18 protein-coding genes and 2 pseudogenes are annotated in these 17,099 nt (G+C 65.9%); 13 read left to right on the forward strand and 7 right to left on the reverse strand.

Annotation, left to right across the window (positions count from 1 at the left end; translation table 11 throughout):
- Window positions 1-10: 10 nt before the first annotated feature.
- The 5 genes from ACN2C7_RS05990 to ACN2C7_RS06010 are packed head-to-tail and all read left to right on the forward strand — an operon-like array spanning window position 11 to window position 5,053.
- Complete coding sequence (locus ACN2C7_RS05990; RefSeq protein ID WP_419320479.1) at window positions 11-2,917, forward strand: bifunctional [glutamine synthetase] adenylyltransferase/[glutamine synthetase]-adenylyl-L-tyrosine phosphorylase; 2,907 nt, start codon at window positions 11-13, stop codon at window positions 2,915-2,917.
- Between the two features lie 51 nt (window positions 2,918-2,968).
- On the forward strand, window positions 2,969-3,403 hold the full coding sequence (locus ACN2C7_RS05995) for an EF-hand domain-containing protein (protein ID WP_419320481.1): 435 nt from the start codon (window positions 2,969-2,971) through the stop codon (window positions 3,401-3,403).
- 30 nt (window positions 3,404-3,433) lie between these two features.
- Entirely contained in the window at window positions 3,434-3,994 is a 561-nt protein-coding gene (locus ACN2C7_RS06000) for an RNA polymerase sigma factor (protein ID WP_419320482.1), read from the forward strand.
- A gap of 13 nt (window positions 3,995-4,007) precedes the next feature.
- A complete protein-coding gene (locus tag ACN2C7_RS06005) occupies window positions 4,008-4,436 on the forward strand; it encodes a hypothetical protein (RefSeq protein WP_419320483.1) in 429 nt (142 codons plus the stop codon).
- On the forward strand, window positions 4,433-5,053 hold the full coding sequence (locus ACN2C7_RS06010; protein ID WP_419320484.1) for a periplasmic heavy metal sensor: 621 nt from the start codon (window positions 4,433-4,435) through the stop codon (window positions 5,051-5,053). Before ACN2C7_RS06005 ends, ACN2C7_RS06010 begins: the two co-directional genes overlap by 4 nt.
- On the opposite strand, the gene ACN2C7_RS06015 is transcribed toward ACN2C7_RS06010, so the two are convergent.
- Entirely contained in the window at window positions 5,050-6,120 is a 1,071-nt protein-coding gene (locus tag ACN2C7_RS06015; protein ID WP_419320486.1) for a tetratricopeptide repeat protein, read from the reverse strand. The two genes, ACN2C7_RS06010 and ACN2C7_RS06015, sit on opposite strands and share 4 nt — an antisense overlap.
- Before the next feature lie 201 nt (window positions 6,121-6,321).
- Between ACN2C7_RS06015 and msrP the strand changes: the two genes are divergently transcribed.
- Together msrP and msrQ are read left to right on the forward strand one after the other, a co-directional pair.
- Complete coding sequence (gene msrP / locus ACN2C7_RS06020) at window positions 6,322-7,242, forward strand: protein-methionine-sulfoxide reductase catalytic subunit MsrP (protein WP_419320488.1); 921 nt, start codon at window positions 6,322-6,324, stop codon at window positions 7,240-7,242.
- A gap of 90 nt (window positions 7,243-7,332) precedes the next feature.
- Window positions 7,333-8,017 (forward strand): annotated as a pseudogene (msrQ, locus tag ACN2C7_RS06025) (protein-methionine-sulfoxide reductase heme-binding subunit MsrQ).
- A 47-nt stretch (window positions 8,018-8,064) separates the two neighbouring features.
- Here the strand turns inward: msrQ and ACN2C7_RS06030 are convergent.
- The 3 genes from ACN2C7_RS06030 to map all read right to left on the reverse strand — a co-directional run bounded on the left by ACN2C7_RS06030 (window position 8,065) and on the right by map (window position 11,172).
- Window positions 8,065-9,315 carry a dipeptidase gene (locus ACN2C7_RS06030; protein WP_419321417.1) on the reverse strand — a complete coding sequence of 417 codons (1,251 nt, stop codon included), beginning with the start codon at window positions 9,313-9,315 and terminating at the stop codon, window positions 8,065-8,067.
- 252 nt (window positions 9,316-9,567) lie between these two features.
- Window positions 9,568-10,281 carry a RadC family protein gene (gene radC / locus ACN2C7_RS06035; protein WP_419320490.1) on the reverse strand — a complete coding sequence of 238 codons (714 nt, stop codon included), beginning with the start codon at window positions 10,279-10,281 and terminating at the stop codon, window positions 9,568-9,570.
- Window positions 10,282-10,341: 60 nt separating this feature from the next.
- Window positions 10,342-11,172: a type I methionyl aminopeptidase gene (gene map, locus ACN2C7_RS06040; RefSeq protein ID WP_419320492.1), complete on the reverse strand. Its 831-nt coding sequence runs from the start codon at window positions 11,170-11,172 to the stop codon at window positions 10,342-10,344.
- A 179-nt stretch (window positions 11,173-11,351) separates the two neighbouring features.
- Between map and ACN2C7_RS06045 the strand changes: the two genes are divergently transcribed.
- Together ACN2C7_RS06045 and ACN2C7_RS06050 are read left to right on the forward strand one after the other, a co-directional pair.
- Window positions 11,352-11,546 carry a hypothetical protein gene (locus tag ACN2C7_RS06045; RefSeq protein ID WP_419320493.1) on the forward strand — a complete coding sequence of 65 codons (195 nt, stop codon included), beginning with the start codon at window positions 11,352-11,354 and terminating at the stop codon, window positions 11,544-11,546.
- Entirely contained in the window at window positions 11,543-12,436 is an 894-nt protein-coding gene (locus ACN2C7_RS06050; RefSeq protein ID WP_419320494.1) for a fatty acid desaturase, read from the forward strand. The genes ACN2C7_RS06045 and ACN2C7_RS06050 overlap by 4 nt, the downstream gene beginning before the upstream one ends.
- A gap of 18 nt (window positions 12,437-12,454) precedes the next feature.
- On the opposite strand, the gene ACN2C7_RS06055 is transcribed toward ACN2C7_RS06050, so the two are convergent.
- Both ACN2C7_RS06055 and sfsA read right to left on the reverse strand, forming a co-directional pair.
- Entirely contained in the window at window positions 12,455-12,844 is a 390-nt protein-coding gene (locus ACN2C7_RS06055) for a hypothetical protein (protein WP_419320495.1), read from the reverse strand.
- A gap of 80 nt (window positions 12,845-12,924) precedes the next feature.
- Window positions 12,925-13,626: a DNA/RNA nuclease SfsA gene (gene sfsA / locus ACN2C7_RS06060; RefSeq protein ID WP_419320496.1), complete on the reverse strand. Its 702-nt coding sequence runs from the start codon at window positions 13,624-13,626 to the stop codon at window positions 12,925-12,927.
- 53 nt (window positions 13,627-13,679) lie between these two features.
- Between sfsA and ACN2C7_RS06065 the strand changes: the two genes are divergently transcribed.
- The 4 genes and pseudogenes from ACN2C7_RS06065 (at window position 13,680) to ACN2C7_RS06080 (ending at window position 16,069) form a co-directional block, all read left to right on the forward strand.
- Window positions 13,680-14,447, forward strand: coding sequence for a competence/damage-inducible protein A (locus ACN2C7_RS06065; protein WP_419320497.1), 768 nt, complete (start codon window positions 13,680-13,682; stop codon window positions 14,445-14,447).
- Window positions 14,448-15,165: 718 nt separating this feature from the next.
- Window positions 15,166-15,333: pseudogene (locus ACN2C7_RS06070) on the forward strand (type IV secretory system conjugative DNA transfer family protein); the annotation flags it as partial.
- A gap of 150 nt (window positions 15,334-15,483) precedes the next feature.
- A complete protein-coding gene (locus tag ACN2C7_RS06075; protein ID WP_419320498.1) occupies window positions 15,484-15,642 on the forward strand; it encodes a hypothetical protein in 159 nt (52 codons plus the stop codon).
- A gap of 7 nt (window positions 15,643-15,649) precedes the next feature.
- Window positions 15,650-16,069, forward strand: a complete 420-nt coding sequence (locus tag ACN2C7_RS06080; protein WP_419320499.1) for a ribbon-helix-helix protein, CopG family — start codon at window positions 15,650-15,652, stop codon at window positions 16,067-16,069.
- A gap of 386 nt (window positions 16,070-16,455) precedes the next feature.
- On the opposite strand, the gene ACN2C7_RS06085 is transcribed toward ACN2C7_RS06080, so the two are convergent.
- Complete coding sequence (locus ACN2C7_RS06085; RefSeq protein ID WP_419320500.1) at window positions 16,456-17,094, reverse strand: TetR/AcrR family transcriptional regulator; 639 nt, start codon at window positions 17,092-17,094, stop codon at window positions 16,456-16,458.
- Window positions 17,095-17,099: the final 5 nt, after the last annotated feature.

Below are 17,099 nucleotides of genomic sequence, written 5' to 3' on the forward strand. Positions count from 1 at the left end.
CGGTGTCGCCATGACTCGCCTGCTCGAACGCCTCGCCCCATGTGGTCCCATCGCCGATCCCAAGGCCGCCGAGCGCGCCCATGAAGCGATCCTCAAGCGGGTCGGTGACGCCTCGGCAAACATCGAGGCCGCCTGGCCGGCCTTGGCCCCGGTGTTCGGCGCCTCACCCTATCTGGCCGGCCTGGCCCGCCGCGACGCCCGCCGCCTGCCGTCGATCCTTGAGGCTGATCCGGACGTGCGGCTGTCGGAAATCCTGTCCGCCGCCGACGCTGTCGCCGCTGAACCCGACTTCGAGGTTGCGCGCCGCGTGCTGCGCGAACTCAAGGCCGACCTGCATCTGCTGACCGCGCTGTGCGACCTGGGCGGCGTCTGGGATCTGGACGCCGTCACCGGCGCCCTGACCCGCTTCGCCGACGCCACCCTGCGCGCCGCCCTGGCCCAGGCTGTCCGGCTGGAGGCGGATCGCGGCGCCCTGACCCATGTGGGCGACACCGAGGCCGGACCCGCGCCGGGCCTGTTCTGCATCGCCATGGGCAAGCACGGGGCCTTCGAGCTCAACTATTCCAGCGACATCGATTTCTCGATTTTTTACGCGCCGGAAAAGCTGCCGGTCGCCGAAGGGGTCGAGCCGCAGGGCGTGGCGGTCCGCATCGCCAACCATCTGGGGCGGATCCTGCAGGAACGCACGGCCGACGGCTATGTGTTCCGTATCGACCTGCGCCTGCGTCCCGACCCGTCCTCGACCCCGCCAGCCATGCCCGTCGACGCGGCCATGGATTATTACGAGAGCGTCGGCCAGAACTGGGAGCGCGCCGCCCACATCAAGGCCCGGATCGCGGCCGGCGACATGAAGGAAGGCGAGGCCTTCCTGGCCGGGCTGCAGCCGTTCATCTGGCGACGGAACCTGGATTTCGCGGCCATCGCCGACATCCACTCGATCAAGCGCCAGATCCACACCTACAAGGTCGATGACCGCCTGACCGCCAAGGGCGCGGATCTCAAGCTGGGGCGCGGCGGCATTCGCGAGATCGAGTTCTTCGTCCAGACTCAGCAGCTGATCCTGGGGGGGCGGCAACCGGACCTGCGCGGCCCGCGCACGCTGGACGCTTTGCGGACCCTGGCCGACGCCGGCCACGTCACGCACGAGGACGCCGACTGGCTGGCCAAGGCCTATCAGGAGCTGCGAGCGCTGGAGCATCGGGCCCAGATGATCGCCGATGACCAGACCCACAAGCTGCCGGAATCCGACACCGACCGGAAGAAGGTCGCGGCGCTCTGGAACCACGACAACCTGCGCAGCTTTGATGCGACCGTCGGCAAGATCCTGAAGGGCGTGAACGTGCGGTATGGCCGCCTGTTCGCCGGCGAGGAGGAGCTGTCCTCGCGCTTTGGCAGCCTGGTCTTCACCGGGGTCGAGGACGATCCGGAGACGCTTGCCACCCTCAAGCGCATGGGCTTTTCCAGCCCTGAGCGTGTCGCCGCCACCATTCGCAGCTGGCACCATGGCCGTATCGCCGCCACCCGCACCGAGCGGGGGCGCGAGCTGTTCACGCGGCTGGCGCCGCGCCTGCTGGACGCCGCCAATTCAACCGGCGCGCCGGACACCGCCTTCAACCGCTTCGCGGACTTCTTCGCGTTGCTGAGTTCGGGCGTGCAGATCCAGTCGCTGTTCCTGGCCCAGCCCCGCCTGTTCGAACTGATTGTCGAGGTCATGGCCTTCGCCCCGCGCCTGGCGGCCACCCTGGCGCGGCGTCCGACGGCGCTGGACGCCCTGCTGGACCCGGCCTTCTTTGGACCCATGGCCGTACCCGAGATCGCTTCGTGGGATCCCGAGGATTTCGAGGGCGCGATGAACGCCGCCCGCCGCCTCTTCCGTGATCAGAGCTTTCGGATCGGCGTGCGGGTGATGAGTGGCACCGCCGGGGCCAGCGACGTGGGCGCGGCCTTCGCGGGGCTGGGCGACCTGATCGTCGGGGGTCTGGCGCCCGCCGCCCTAGCGGAGACCGTGCGCATCGGCGGCGCGTTTCCCGGCGAGGTCGCCGTGGTGGCCCTGGGCAAGGCTGGTTCGCGTGAGATGACCGCCAAGTCGGACCTCGACCTGATGACGCTCTATGCGGTCGATGATCCCGCCGCCCAAGGGGGGGCGATGTCGTCGATCAAGAGCTGGAGCGCCGACAGCTTCTACGCCCGCTTCACCCAGCGCCTGACGTCGGCCCTGTCGGCGCCGACAGGGGAGGGCACGCTCTATGAGGTGGACCTCAAGCTGCGGCCTTCGGGGACAAAGGGGCCGGTCGCCGTCAGCTTCGCCGCCTTCGAGGACTACTACGCCCGCGAGGCCGAGACCTGGGAGCTGCTGGCCCTGACCCGCGCCCGGGTGATGTGGGCCAGCTCGCCGGCCTTCCAGGCTCGCGCTGAGGCGGCCATCGAGGCCGCTCTGCGCCGCTCGCGCGATCCGGTGAAGACCGCCGCCGACGTGCTGGAGATGCGCGACTTGATGGAGCAGGAGCGTCCGGGCAAGGGCGTCTGGGACCTGAAACTGACGCCTGGCGGCCTGGTGGATATCGAATTCGTCGCCCAGTTCCTGCAGCTCAGGCACGCCGCCGATGGCGGCCCCTTGGCGCAGAATACCGGCGAGGCGCTGGTTGCGCTCAGGGCGGCGGGTCTGGCCGATGACGCGGCCTTGGCCTGCCTGGAGACGGCCTGGCGGCTGGAGCAGGACCTCTCGCAACTGATCAAGGTGGCGCTGGAGGAGGGCGGTGATCCCGAGAGCGAGCCCAAGGCCTTCAGGGCCTTGCTGGCGCGGGCTGGGCATGTCCGGGAATTCCGCTCGCTGAAGACCAAGCTGGCCAAGGCCAAGGTCGAGGCGCGTGCGGCGTTCGAGGCGATCATGCGCCGCGACGGAAAAGCGCGAGCCTGACGTTCAATGGGCATGGGGACGGGCTTTCGACGTCTTGGAGACGCAAGTCACATGCTGAAAATCACACTGATCGCGGCCGGTTCGATCCTGCTGCTCGCCGGCCAAGCCCTGGCGGCGCCGAAGGGCGCGGCCGCGCTGGACGCCAATGCCGACGGCAAGGTCACCCTCGCCGAATTCCAGACCGGACGCGGAGGCCAGATGATGGCTCATCTTGACGGCAACAAGGATGGCAAGCTGTCGCGCGAAGAGTTCTCGGCCATGCGCAAGCCCAGGCCTGATGCTCCGGCCGCCGACGCGGGCCGGGCCGGGAAGGGCGCCGAGCGGATGTGGGCGCGCGTGGATGCCGACAATGACGGCTTCCTGTCACCCAGCGAGATGGATGGCCTTCTGGCCAGCCGCTTTAAACGCATGGACGCCGACAATGATGGTGCGCTGAGCCTGACGGAGTTGAAGGCCGGCGCCGACAAGGCGAAGGTCGGGATCTGATTGATGTGTTCACGCGCGGCGAGGTGAGGTTTGGCGGCCGAGGGGAGCGATCCCGACGAGGCGCTGCTGACAGGGGTCGGCCGGGGCGACCCGGCCGCCGTTCGCCAGCTGCTGGACCGACGCTTGCCGCGCGTTCTCGCCCTGGCTCGCCGCATGCTGAACGACCCCTGCGAGGCCGAGGACGTGGCGCAGGAAACCTTCGTGAGGGCCTGGAAACAGGCGCGCTCCTGGCGGCCGGGCGGAGCGAAGTTCGATACCTGGCTGCACCGGGTGGCGCTGAACCTTTGCTACGATCGCCTCCGTCGCCGCCGCGAGGTGGTCACGGCCGAGCCGCCGGAGCAGGTGGACACGGGTCCAGCGCCGGACGCAGGCCTGCTGGGTGCGGATCTATCGCGGCGGGTCGAGGCGGCGCTGGCGGCCTTGCCCGCGCGTCAGCGCGAAGCCATCGTGCTGTGCCATCACCAGGGCTTGGGCAATATCGAAGCCGCCGCGCTGATGACCATCAGCGTCGAGGCGCTGGAAAGCTTGCTGGGACGGGGCCGACGGGCGCTCAAGGCCTCGCTAGCCGACCTGGCGGGGTCCGGGCGATGAAGGAGATGGCGTCATGACCATGACCGTCGAACGTTTCGCCGATCTGGCCGAAATCTATGGCGGCGACGTGGCCCGCTGGCCGGAAGCCGAGCGCGAGATCGCGCGCGCCCTGCTGGCCGCTGAACCTGTGCGTCTGGAAGCGGTGCTGGCCGACGCGGCGCGACTGGATCGTCTGCTCGACCTCGCGCCCGCCCAGTCCGCCGATGCAGCCCTGCTGGGGCGGCTGATCGCGGCGGCTCCGCGGCCGGCAAGCGCCATGCAGCGCTGGCTGACCGGCGCCGGGGCGGCGCTTGGCCTGGGCGTTGCCGCTTTGGCGGGCGTCGCAGTCGGCGTGGCGATCGGTCAGGCTGATCACGGGCGCGCGCCTCAGGGCCAGAGCGTGATCGCTACAGATTTTACCACAGACCTTTCCGAGGCCCTCGAGGAGCCCGCCGCCCTATGACCGTGTCTCGTTCGCTGCTGATCGGCCTGATCATCTCGGCGGCGCTCAACGTGTTCCTCGTCGGCGGTGTCGTTGGCGTGCTGTGGGTGCGTCAGGCTCCGTCGGATCCCATGGGGCAACCCTCAAGGGCTGCGGCGCTGACATCGACTACGCCGGCCACGTCAACAGTTGCTATGGACGACGTCGCACAGGCGCCACTTCAGCCCAGGCCGGCGCCATCGCAATCGCCACAGCCGCCTGCCGCCGTCGCTGTCCCACCGGGCGAAGCGCCGGCGCGGCCACAGCTATGGACCGCTGGCGAGCGACTGTCGCAGGAGAGTCGCCAAACGCTAAGGCGAACCTTGCGTGAGGCCAATCAACGCAATCAGCCGATCATCAGGCAGGCCCGCGCCGAACGGCAGGCCGCGCTGCAGGCGTTCAAGGCCATGCCGTATGATCCGGCCCTCGCCGGCCAGCATCTGGCCGCTGCCCGGGTGCTTGATGGTCAGGCGCGGACGAATGTCGAAGGGGCGCTTGCGACCTTTGCGGCGAGTTTGTCGGTGGACGAGCGAGCCGCTTTGGCCGAGGGCCTGCAGCGGGTCTATGCGCCGCGCGCCCGGACGGAGGTGACCCGCTAGTTGTGGGTCAGGGTGCGAACGTCTCGGACGAGCCGGTCTAGCGTCGCCGTCCAGTCGGCGTCCCTCAGGTCGCGCCGATAGAGGCGCAGGCTGGGATACCACGGCGATGTGTCGCGATCCCGCAACCAGCGCCAGTCCGTCCCCAGATGCGGCAGCAGGACGAAGCACGGGCGGCCGAGCGCGCCCGCCAAGTGTGCGACGGAGGTATCGACGGTGATCACCAGGTCAAGTTGCTCGATAATCGCCGCAGTTTCAGCGAAATCCTGGGCGCCGGTTTCGGCGGGATCCAGGCCCATCACATGGCCCGGGAGGCTTGCGCGTAGCTGGGTCGCAGCCTCTGGCGGAAGCGACCGGTTGGCGTCGTTGCTGTGGTGAGGGTTGCCACGCAGCTGGACGCCGATCTTGAAGCCCGGCGGAAGCGGCGGCCCGCTCGCGGGTGTGCGCAGATAGGGCTGGGCCGGAAGAGTTTCCAGCGTCACGCCCAGACGCCCCACCAGTCCGCCGGCCATCGCCCAGAAGTCAGGATCCGGAAACTCGACCGCGCCCACTGCGGCTACGACGTTTGCGCCCGGAAAGCTGTGGCTGAAAAGCGTCACCAGTTCCGCTCGGGTAAGTAGGATTACCTCGGCCCCTGCGGCCTGCAGGCGCGGCACGAACCGGGCGAACTGGATGTGGTCGCCAAAACCCTGTTCAGGGAAGATCGCAATTCGCTTTCCGGTCAGATCCTCGCCGTTCCATTGCGGAAACGGGAAAGCCGTGGCGCTCGGCAAGGCCAGAGCCGGCACCTCGTGACGCGATTCGTAGTGCGCCCAGCCTTCCGTGTATTGTCCCTGCGCCATCAGGTTCACCGCCAACGCCTGGCGGATGAGCGCCAGGTCGGGTTTCAGGCTAAGGGCCCGGCGCAGGACCTGCTCGCCCTCTTCAAGCGCGCCGATCTGGTTGAGCGCAACGCCAAGGCTGAGAAGAAGATCAGCATTGCGCGGCTCGACCTGGGCGAGGTCTCGGAAGATTTCCGTCGCCTCCACGAGCTTGCCGGCAGCGCGTAGCGCGATGGCGTCGGCGAGCATATCAGCCAGGCGTCTCGAACTCATGATTTCGCGTCTCTCATCGACAAACACCCCGCTTGGGGCGCGAAGGCAGGCGTAATGTCAACCTTGCGGCTCGAACGCTTGGGGTCGGCCCGGAGCCTGATCGAAAATCGCCTTTTGGACGTAACCAATCGGCGAGGTCATGCGTATCTTCCGAGAGACCCCGCACCGGAGCCCGCCATGCTGATCCGCAACGCCCCCGACCTGACCGAGAATGAGGTCACCGACCACGGCCTCTATATGCGCCGACGCGAGTTCATCGGCGGTGCGGCGGGGCTGGGTCTGGCAGGCCTGGCCGGAGCGGCTGGCGCGGCGCCGCTCAGCTATTCCAAGGGCTTCTCGACCACCGAGAAGCCGACGTCCCTGGAAGACATCACCACCTACAACAACTTCTATGAGTTCGGGGTCGACAAGGCCGATCCGGCGCAAAACGCCGGCAAGCTGAAGACGCGGCCCTGGACGGTGCGGATCGACGGAGAGTGCGAGGCGCCGCGCACGGTCGGGATCGATGATTTGATCAAGGCCAACAAGCTGGAAGAGCGCATCTACCGCATGCGCTGCGTCGAGGGCTGGTCGATGGTGATCCCCTGGGTTGGTTTTCCGCTGAAGGACCTGATCGCCTCGGTCAAGCCGACCTCCAAGGCCAAATATGTGGCGTTCGAGACCCTGATGCGGCCGTCTGAAATGACGGGCCAGGCCTGGAATGTGCTGGACTGGCCCTATCGCGAAGGCCTCCGAATTGACGAGGCCACCCATCCCCTGACCCTTCTGGCGGTCGGTCTGTATGGCGAGACCCTGCCCAACCAGAACGGCGCGCCGCTGCGGCTGGTCGTGCCCTGGAAATATGGCTTCAAGGGCATCAAGTCGATCGTGCGGATTACCCTGACCGACAAGCAGCCGCGCACGGCCTGGAACATCTCGGCCCCGCGCGAATACGGCTTCTACTCCAACGTCAATCCGGCCGTGGACCACCCCCGCTGGTCGCAGGCCAGCGAGCGCCGCATCGGCGAGTTTCGTCGGCGCGAGACCCTGCCGTTCAATGGTTATGGCCAGTACGTCGCCGACCTGTATCGCGGCATGGATCTGAAGAAGAATTTCTGATGGTTCTCAATAGTCCGCTCTCCCCGGCGAAGGCCGGGGCCCAGATCCAACCGGAGCGTCTGGGGATGACTCGCCTGCCGCCTCAGCCCCATTCGACCCTGTCTCAGGGTTCGATCTGGGCCCCGGCCTTCGCCGGGGAGAACGGGGTCGGGGTGGCGTGGTGAGCAAGGCCAAACGCAAGCGCCCGTCCAAGCTGCAGGACAACCTGGTCTATGGCCTGGTCTGGCTGGCCTGTTTCGCGCCGTTGGTCTGGCTGGCGTGGAAGGGCTTCAACGGCGATCTGGGCGCCAATCCGATTGAGAAGCTGATCCGACAGCTGGGCGTCTGGGGTCTGCGGCTCCTGCTGGTTGGCCTGGCGATCACGCCGGCGGCGCGGATCCTGAAGATGCCGCGCCTGGTGCGTTTCCGCCGTACGGTGGGGCTTTTCGCATTCAGCTACATCGTGCTGCACCTGTTCAGTTATGTCGGCATCGACCTGTTCTTCGACCTCAACCAGCTGTGGAAGGACATCCTCAAGCGGCCCTTCATCACCCTGGGCATGGGGGCGTTCCTGCTGTTGATCCCGCTGGCGGTGACCTCGACCAATGGCTGGATCATCCGCATGGGCAGGGCCGCGTGGCAGAGACTGCACTGGCTGATCTACCTGATCGCGCCCCTGGGTGTGGCCCACTACTATCTGCTGGTGAAGGCCGACCATCGGCCGCCGGTGATCTATGCGGCAGTGTTCACGGTGCTGATGGCCTGGCGGGTCTGGGACAGGGTTCGGCGAACGTAACGCGATACCCGCCCCTCCGATCGGACCGAAGGGGCGGATGTTCTGGTCTATTTCGCCGCCACCTTTTTCGCATAGGCTTGGGCCTGTCCCACCAGCCGCAGCACATTGCCGCTCCAGATCGCCTCGATGTCGGCGTCCGAATAGCCCTCGGCCTTCAGGCGCGCGGTGATCTTGGGCAGGTCGGCCACGTCTTCCAGGCCCTCGACGCCGCCGCCGCCGTCCCAGTCAGCGCCGACGCAGACGCCCTTCGGTCCGGTGATCTTCAGGGTGTGCAGCATGCTGGCCATGAAGATGTCGAAGTTGGCCCGGGTTGGCGGAAACTGCTTGTCTATCGCGACACGTTTGGCCATCCAGGCGACGATATCGGCCTGGGTGGCTTCGTCGCGTGGCGGACGGCCAAGGCCTTCCAGCGCGGCCTTTCGTTCGGGACTCGGGGCGGCCGAGGCGATCAGATAGACCGAGTTGATACAGATCGCGCCGCCGCTGTCGCCGATCTGCTTGATCAGGGCGTCGTTCAGATTGCGCGGATGGTCGAAGACCGCCCGGGCCCCGCTATGCGAGGCGATCACCGGCGACTTTGACAGAGCCACCGATTGGCTGACGACCTCGTCTGACGCGTGGCTGACGTCAACCAGCACGCCCAGCCGATTGGCCTCGGCGAGCCAGCGCAAGCCCAGTGGCGAATAGCCGTTCCAGATCTTGCCCTTTGGGTCGGTGGAACTGTCGGCGAACTGGTTGTTGCGGAAGTGCACCGGGCCCGCCATCCGTACGCCAGACTGATAGAAGGTCTGCATCAGGGTGAGGTCTTCACCCATCGGCCAGCTGTTCTCGATGCTCTGATAGACGAACGACTTGCCGCCCTTGCTGATGCGGGCGGCGTCCTCGGCCGTGAAGGCCAGTTCGAACTTGTCGGGGTGAGCGGCGACCATCTCGCGGATGTCGACGGCGCGCTTCAGGGCGAAGTCGCGGGCGTAGCGATAGCCCTCGGCGGTCAGGTCGCCCTGGCCGGTATAGATCACGTAGAAACCGCCATCGAGGCCGCCGGCCTTCATGCGCGGCAGGTCAACCTGGGTGCCGTCCAGGGTCACAGCATGACCGTCCAGCATGCTCCAGCCGGGGCGTCCGAAGTGTTCGGGTGTGTCCAGATGGGTGTCGAGCGTCAGCATCTTCTGGTGAGCGGCCATGTCGGCCTTGGACACGGCCGGCGCAGGCGGGGCCGCGTTGGCGACCGTGACAAGAAGGGCGGCGGAGCCGAGAAGGGCGGTCAGAAGGCGATAGGGCATCGAGACTCCGAACATGGGACGCGAACTGGAGCGGCCACGCTCACGGATGGCTACCGGCGCGTCAAGGCGAAGCCGACGTTCGGCGTCCAGATCAGCCCGCACGCCCTGTCAGGGACGGCTCATGTCGAAGCGGCGGGCAGTCGCGATCGCCGCCGGTCCCGCGGGGCCAGGGTGTCGGTTGACCAGATTGACCTTCTCGTTGATCCCGACGGCGCGCATCGCGCTCAAGGCGAACACTCCGGGGATCGTCGGCCGCGGATGCGGCGCTCAGATCAATCCCAACGCCTTGAAGCTGGCCACACCCTCGCGGCCTACCACCAGATGGTCATGCACGCCGATCTTCAGCGCCCGGCCAGCCTCGATGACCTGCTTGGTCATGTCTATGTCAGGTCTGGACGGCGTTGGGTCCCCTGAGGGATGGTTATGGAGGAGGATGATGTTGCTGCTGGAAAGCTCCAGGGCCCGCCGCATGACCTCGCGAGGATAGACCGGGGCGTGATCGACCGTGCCGCGGTTCATGATCTCATCGGCGATCAGCTGGTTCTTCTTGTCCAGAAACAGCACCCGAAACTGTTCGCGCGGCTCGTTGGCCAGGGCGACGCGCACATAGCCCAACAGGGCGCTCCAGGACGAGATGACCGGGCGCTTGGCGATCTTGTCGCGACCTGCCCGCATGGCCGCCTCGTGCAGCAGCTTGATGTCGATGGCGGCGGTCTCGCCAATCCCCGGCACGGTCTTGAGTTCGTCGATCGAGGCGCTGATCACCGCGCCGAACGAGCCGAACCGCGCCATCAGCGCCTTGGCCTTGGGCTTGACGTCTCCCCGCGCGAAAGTGCGGAAGAGATAGAGCTCAAGCAGCTCATAGTCGGGCAGGGCGACCAGCCCGCCGGCCATGGCCCGCGCGCGCAGGCGTTCCCGGTGGCCCGTGTGATGGGCCGCCGGCGTCATGTCGGATACGCCTAGGGATCGTGCGCTGACCATACCGCCCCCGAGTCAGGAGCGAGTATCTGGCCTTAACATCTCAGGGTTGTCGAGGGCTGTTCAGCAGCCCAGCACAGCCGGCTGGAACAGGCCGCCCGGCGAGGCGGTGAAGATCTCGTAGCCGTCGTCCGTCACGCCGATCGAGTGCTCGCACTGGGCCGACAGCGATTTGTCGCGGGTCACGGCGGTCCAGCCGTCACCCAGCACCTTCACGGCCGGCTTGCCCAGATTGACCATCGGCTCAACGGTGAAGAACATCCCCGGCTTCAGCACCGCGCCCTGACCAGGACGGCCAAAGTGCAGAATGTTGGGGGCGTCGTGGAACACCTTGCCCAGGCCGTGACCGCAGAAGTCGCGAACGACGCTGCAGCGCTGCGCCTCGACATAGCTCTGGATGGCGTGGCCGATATCGCCCAGGGTTGCGCCGGGCTTCACGGCAGCGAGGCCCCGCGCCATGCCTTCATAGGTGATCTCGATCAGGCGGCGGGCGCGAGGTCCCACCTCGCCGACGCCGTACATACGCGAGGTGTCGCCATGCCAGCCGTCCACAATCACGGTCACGTCGATGTTGACGATGTCGCCCTCGCGCAGCGCCCAGTCGCCGGGGATGCCGTGGCAGACCACGTGGTTGCGCGAAATGCAGACCGTCTTGGGATAGCCGCGATAGAAAAGGCAGGCCGGGATAGCCTTGTGGTCGAGGATGAATTCGCGGGCCAGGGTGTCGAGATAATCCGACGAGACGCCGGGAACCACATGCGGGATCAGCATGTCCAGGCATTCCGCGGCCAGCTTTCCGGCCTTGCGCATGCCCTCGAAATCTTCGGCCTTGTGGATCTTGATCGCGCCGGTGCGGGTCTCGGCTTCGATCTCAAGGGCGTCGTCAAGGGTCATGTCGTACTCGGGCGGGGCAGGCGGCGTTTGAACGGTATGTCGCCATCTTAGCATGAAACTTCAATGGCTGCCTCTGCCAGATCATTGCGCGGGTGCGATGTCTTGACAAAAATGACGCCTGCGTCACTTTTTGGGTCGCGCTGGCGTCCAGACCGGCCGAAGCGGGAAGGCAAGCAACCATGCAGCAGATTCTGACAGGCCTGTTCAGGCTCATGCCGCTGCTGTTCGGACTTGGATTCCTGGCGCCCCTGTTGGCGCAGATCATCGAGCGTTTCGGATGGGTCCTGCCCAATGGCCTGACGCCCCTCGTGCTAGGTCTGGTGGTCGGCGGACTGTGGGGCAGTTTCGCCACCTTGAAGGGGCGCTGGATATGAGCGCTCCGACCCTCACCGACGCCGAGGTCGCCGGCCTCGACGAGCGGGCCCTGATCAAGCTCGAAAAGACGGTTGCCGAAGCCTATCTGGGCGGCGTGCCCTGGGGCTCCGTGACTTGGGCCCTGGTCAACACCGCCGTCTGGTTTGCGCTGTGGCCTTTGACCCTCTCAGGGCTTTTGCCCCTCTGGGCGGCCTTTCCGATCGCGACCATCAGCATCGCCCTCAGCTATCTGCCCTCACATGAGGCCCAGCACCGTATCATCGCCCGTGAAGGTCAGCCGCTGTTCTGGCTGAACGAGCTGGTCGGCCATATCTCGACCCTGTCGCTGGTGCTGCCCTATGGCGTGGCCCGCCTGACCCACTACGAGCATCACAAGCACGCCAATCATCCGGAGCTTGATCCGGACTACAGCACCCATGCCGACGGGACCCTGGATTTCCTGCGCCGGACCATCGCCAACCGCCAGCCGTCGGGCGCCGGGGACAAGGCCTATGGCGAGACGCTGATGCGGCTGAACACCGACGAGGCCCGTCGCGCGATGCTCGTCGCCGTCATCTATCGACTAGGCCATTTTTCGATCCTGTTCGCCCTGGCCTGGAGCGGCCATGCGATCGAGGCGGCTCTGATCTGGTGGCTGCCGCGCCAGCTGGCGGCCACCTACATCCAGTACTTTCTGAGTTTCGCCCCGCATCACCCGGCCAAGGCGATCGGCCGCTATCGCGATACCCGTGGCTTCAGAAGTCCGCTGGGCAATGTTCTGACCATGGGGATGCAGTTCCATATCATCCACCATCTCTATCCGCGCATCCCGCTGATGCGGACCCCGGCGGCCTATTGGGCGATGCGGCCCATCCTGAAGGCCAGAGGCTGTGACTTGGGCGCGCTATAGGCGCGGCGCGTCTTCGGTTCAGTGATTGATGCGGCGAGCCTCTCCCGGCGTGGCGGCGGGCTTGAGCTCTTCCAGGAAGCGCGCCTCCAGGGTCGTCGGCCGGTCGCGGCGCACACGGCACACGCCCTTGTAGCGGGTCACCCGGCCCGAGGTCTTTTCGGTGATGTCGGCGGTGAAGGTCACGTCCCATTCGCCGGGCTTGCCGAGTGCGACCGGGTGCATGTCGCTTGAGTTCACCCCGACCACAGGACCCAGGCCGAACTGCTCCTCCAGCTTGTTGGTGCAGGCCTTGAAGGCGAAGACCGCCCGGGCGGCCGTCATCATGCCGCTTTCCTTGCCATCCGAAGATGCGCCGCACGCAGAGAGAGCCAGGACGGCGCACAGGGCCGTCAGGGTCGAGAATTTCATGTGCGGCGGTCCCCCGGGAGTTCGAGGCGCAGGGTTAGTCAGACGCGAGCCGATTGCAGCTTAATTCGCCGTCATGTCGGTTAAGGCGCCATGGGGATGCGTCGCGCGATCCGAACGCCCTGGCTCGTCACTGCGCACGCATAGACCAGCACCTCGACCCCGGCTCCGACCGCTTGCGTCAGGCCGCGCGCGAAGGCCGGATCGAGATCTTCGCAGGCCTTGAAGCTTTCGCAGTCCATCCGTTGAACCACGAAAAGCGCCACCGCCCGATCGCCGGCCCGCACTTGGGCTGCAAGATCCGCCAGGTGCCGGGTCGAGCGCGCCGCCACGCAGTCGGGGAACTCCGCCAGACCCGGCGTGCGGGAAAGATGGACATTCTTGACTTCCAGCCAGCAGGGCGGGCGGTCCGGATGGGTCAGCAGGAAGTCCACCCGGCTCGCTTCGGCGTACCGAACCTCCGGTCGGATCGTTGCGTAGCCGGAAAGCTCCGGGATGGCCTCGTTCGCCAGAGCCTCGGCCACCAGCTTGTTGGGCAGCATGGTGTTCACGCCAACCAGGCCACCATCCGCTTCCACCAGCTGCAGCGTCCAGGGCAGCTTGCGCTTGGGATCGTCCGACCACGACACCCAGGCGCCCTGTCCCGGCAGGTTCACGCCCAGCATGGCGCCGGGGTTGGGGCAGTGGGCAGTGATCGCCCGGCCGTCGTCCAGCACCATGTCGGCGAAGAAGCGCTTGTAGCGCTGGACGAGACGGCCGCGAACGAGCGGTTGCGGGAGCAGCATGGCGGCCCTAAGTCGGATCGGAGAACGATGATGCGATGTAGGGGAGCGCGGCGATGACGGCCAGCAAGGATCGGGTGACGGCGGCGGTGCTGATCATCGGCGACGAGATTCTCTCGGGGCGCACCCAGGACGTCAATCTCAGCGCCATCGCCAGGTATCTGGCGACCTACGGCGTCGATCTGGCCGAGGCGCGGGTGGTGCCCGATATCGAGCAGGAGATCGTCGACGCGGTCAACGCCCTGCGCGCCCGCTACGACTATGTCGTCACGACCGGCGGCATTGGCCCCACCCACGACGACATCACCGCAGACTCGATCGCCAAGGCCTTCGGGGTGACGGCGCCCGAGCATCCCGAGATCATGGCTCTACTGCGTGAACGCTGGGGCGAGCCCAACGCCGCCCGCCGTCGCATGGCCCACGTGCCCGAGGGCGGAACCCTGGTGAAGAACCCCGTGCAGGGGCCACCCGGCTTCCAGATCGAGAACGTCTTCGTGCTCGCCGGTGTGCCCGCGATCATGCGCGGCATGCTGGGTGATGTCGGCCCGCGCCTGCGCACCGGAGCGGTGGTGATCAGCAGGACTGTCCGCGTCACGGGTTCCGGCGAGGGCCTGATCGCCGCCCCGTTGGAGGCCGTGGCCAAGGCCCATCCCGATATGTCGCTGGGCAGCTATCCGTTTTTCTCGCCGCCGGATGTCTATGGCGCCAACCTGGTGGTGCGCGGCCGAGATCCGGTCGAGGTCGATGCGGCTGTCGAGGAGCTGGTCGTGGCGCTGACGGAGGCCGGCGCGGCCAATATCGAGAAGATCGCGCCAGAGGCCTGACGCCTTCAGGGCCTGGTAGGGACAGTGGGACTCGAACCCACACGGATTGCTCCAACGGATTTTAAGTCCGAGGTTGGCGTTGTTTTTAAAGGATATTTTCGGATTGTGCTAAAGCGCTGTGCTAATTGCAAGTCCGATGTGGGCAAAGCGAGGACGATTTCTGAAGGTCGCATCTTTGCTCTAAGGCGACCTGTAGAAACTCCGCTTCATGGCATTGTCTGAGGTAATACCGGCCTGACTTTGTGCGGAGGAATAAACATTAGCGGCTCAAGAGGCAAATGTTGGTCGAGAAGATCTTGAACTAGCGATATGAAGCCAGCGCGCGCAGCATTAACATTAAGCAAATTATTCGATCCATTCCGTTATCTTCTCGGCTTTGAAATCCGCGTATTAATGCATGTGAAATGCATTCAAGCGTATGTTAGGTCAAACTCAGGGCCACGGTGCAAGGCGTTGCTGGCGATACGTGAACGAAGGCGATCATTGACGGCTGAATGCCAGAGGAGATCACATCTAGTCGGTAGAGTGCTGCCTCGCGCGCCATTACACTTTCGGTGTTTCAAGAGACCGTTCCCCACGGTCCGCCAACCGCCTAGGCGCTTCGGCTCAACATGGTCGAAGGTCGGGTAGTTAGGCCCGTTGTGGGGCTTCTTCCCAATACGACTCACCGGATCCCGCACCCGGCGCAAAGTCCTCCTTGCGCCCAGTGGAGCATGACGCGCACAGGCTTTCGCCCTGGCTTGGTCACTTGATGGTGTCGCGGCAGGAGACGGCGCGGCCCCTGTTGACCCCGGGCGAGGTGATGCAACTTCCGCCGCAGGAGGCGCTGGTCTTGGTCTCTGGCCTGTCGCCCATTCGCGCCGGCAAGGTTCGCTACTTTATGGATCGGTAGCTGACGGGGCGGGTGGTGGCCCCGCCGGACAAACCACAAAGATCGGCCCAGTCTCAGCGTTCAGAGTGGACGCAGCCTGCGACGGCGGAGAAGGCGCCGATCGCAACAGCCGACGGCGGGCTTCGCCGAACGCCGGAGGCGGAGTTGATCCCCGACCCGGTCACCCGCCCGCAATCCACGCAGCAGCCGGATCTGTTCGACAGGCCGGCCACAGAAACCCCGTTTGACGAGCCGTTGAATGCAGGCTTGGCCAAGGTGGCGCGTCAGGCGTCCATGGACCCGCGCGACGGCATCGATCTTTGAGGACGCCATGAAAATTCAGACTAGAGTTTTCCTGCCTGGTGACCTTGTGCGCGACCTCGACGAGACATCGCGCAGGACCCGAAAATCAAAGTCCGAACTTATGCGCGCGGCGCTGGCGGCCTACCTCTCTCCCGACAGCGCGGCGACTGCTGAGGCCGCTTTGCATCGCCGCCTCGATCGCCTGACGCGCCAGTATGAGCGGCTTGAGCGCGACCTCACCATTTCCAATGAGGCGTTCGCGCTCTTCGTGCGGACATGGCTGAAGGCCATGCCGGTCATGTCGACGAGTGATGATCAGGCCGCCACCGACCGAGGCCGGGAGCGTTACGCTCGCTTCATTGACGCGCTGGGGCGGCGGTTGAGCGAAGGCGGCTTCCTCCGTGATGAGGTCATCGTGGATAGGGGAGCGGGCAAGGGGGAAGTCTGAAGGTCATTGCAGCCAGAGCGTTCCAGGGCCTGCGCCCCTGGGAAGTGCTGGACATCGCCGAAATCGAAGGCGTGACCGTTCACCCGCTTTGGACCGATCAACCTTGCATCTGGCATGTGAATGACGACCGAAGGTGTTGGTTGTTCTCGAGGGAAGCTTAGACATGCAGGTTCGCGACGATGGCGTCGAAGAGCCCACAGACTGACCCTAGGCTCGATTTTCCAGCCCGTACGAGGTGCACGCACCGCGCCACTACACCGGTATCGCGCCCCGGTCGGCGAGCGCGCTGGGAGCATCTGTTCAGCTCTTGCTTGGGTGTGAGAGGCTTGGAACATCTGGCGGGGCGGGGGCGCCCGGGCGAGAGCCTACCGCACCTGCAGGCCCGGTCAGCGATAGGCGGCGATCAGATTTCGACAACTTTCCGCTGACAGTGTCGCCATCATCGTCAGGCGCTCTGTTTCCATGCCGTCGCGCGCTTGAACCGCCAGTCCTTCAATCAGCATCGCGACATAGTCGGCAATCAGGTCCGCTTCCAAAGCCTTGGATAGAACACCCGCGACAATGGCTTGCTCCAGGCGCGCCTTCACCCAATTACGTGTTGCGCGCCTCATGGCGCCGGCGACGTCCTTGAGGTCCTCGGCGCCAGGCGAAGCGGTCAGAAGCCCCGTCGCGGCGAAGCACCCCGCAGGAGTGTCGATATCGGCAAAGGCCGCCGCGGCTGCAGCCAGGAGGCGCGCTATCGCGTCAGCCGGATCGGTCTCCTCGGAGGCCGCCGCGAAAATCGGGTCGCCGTAACGCCGCGCATAGAGCAGCGCCGCTTCGCGATAGAGATCTTCCTTGGACTTGAACGCCGCGTACAGACTGGGCGGAGCAATCCCGGCGGCTTGGCACAGGCGTCCGATACTGACGCCATCATAGCCGTGGTCCCAGAACAGCCGCAGGGCGCGATCCAGCGCCTCATCCCGATCGAAGCTGCGATTACGTCCGCGCGCCACAACAGTCCATTTCTCTACCGATTGTTCCAAACAGG

The organism is Caulobacter sp. ErkDOM-E (genome assembly GCF_048541895.1).
Taxonomy (GTDB): Bacteria; Pseudomonadota; Alphaproteobacteria; order Caulobacterales; family Caulobacteraceae; genus Caulobacter.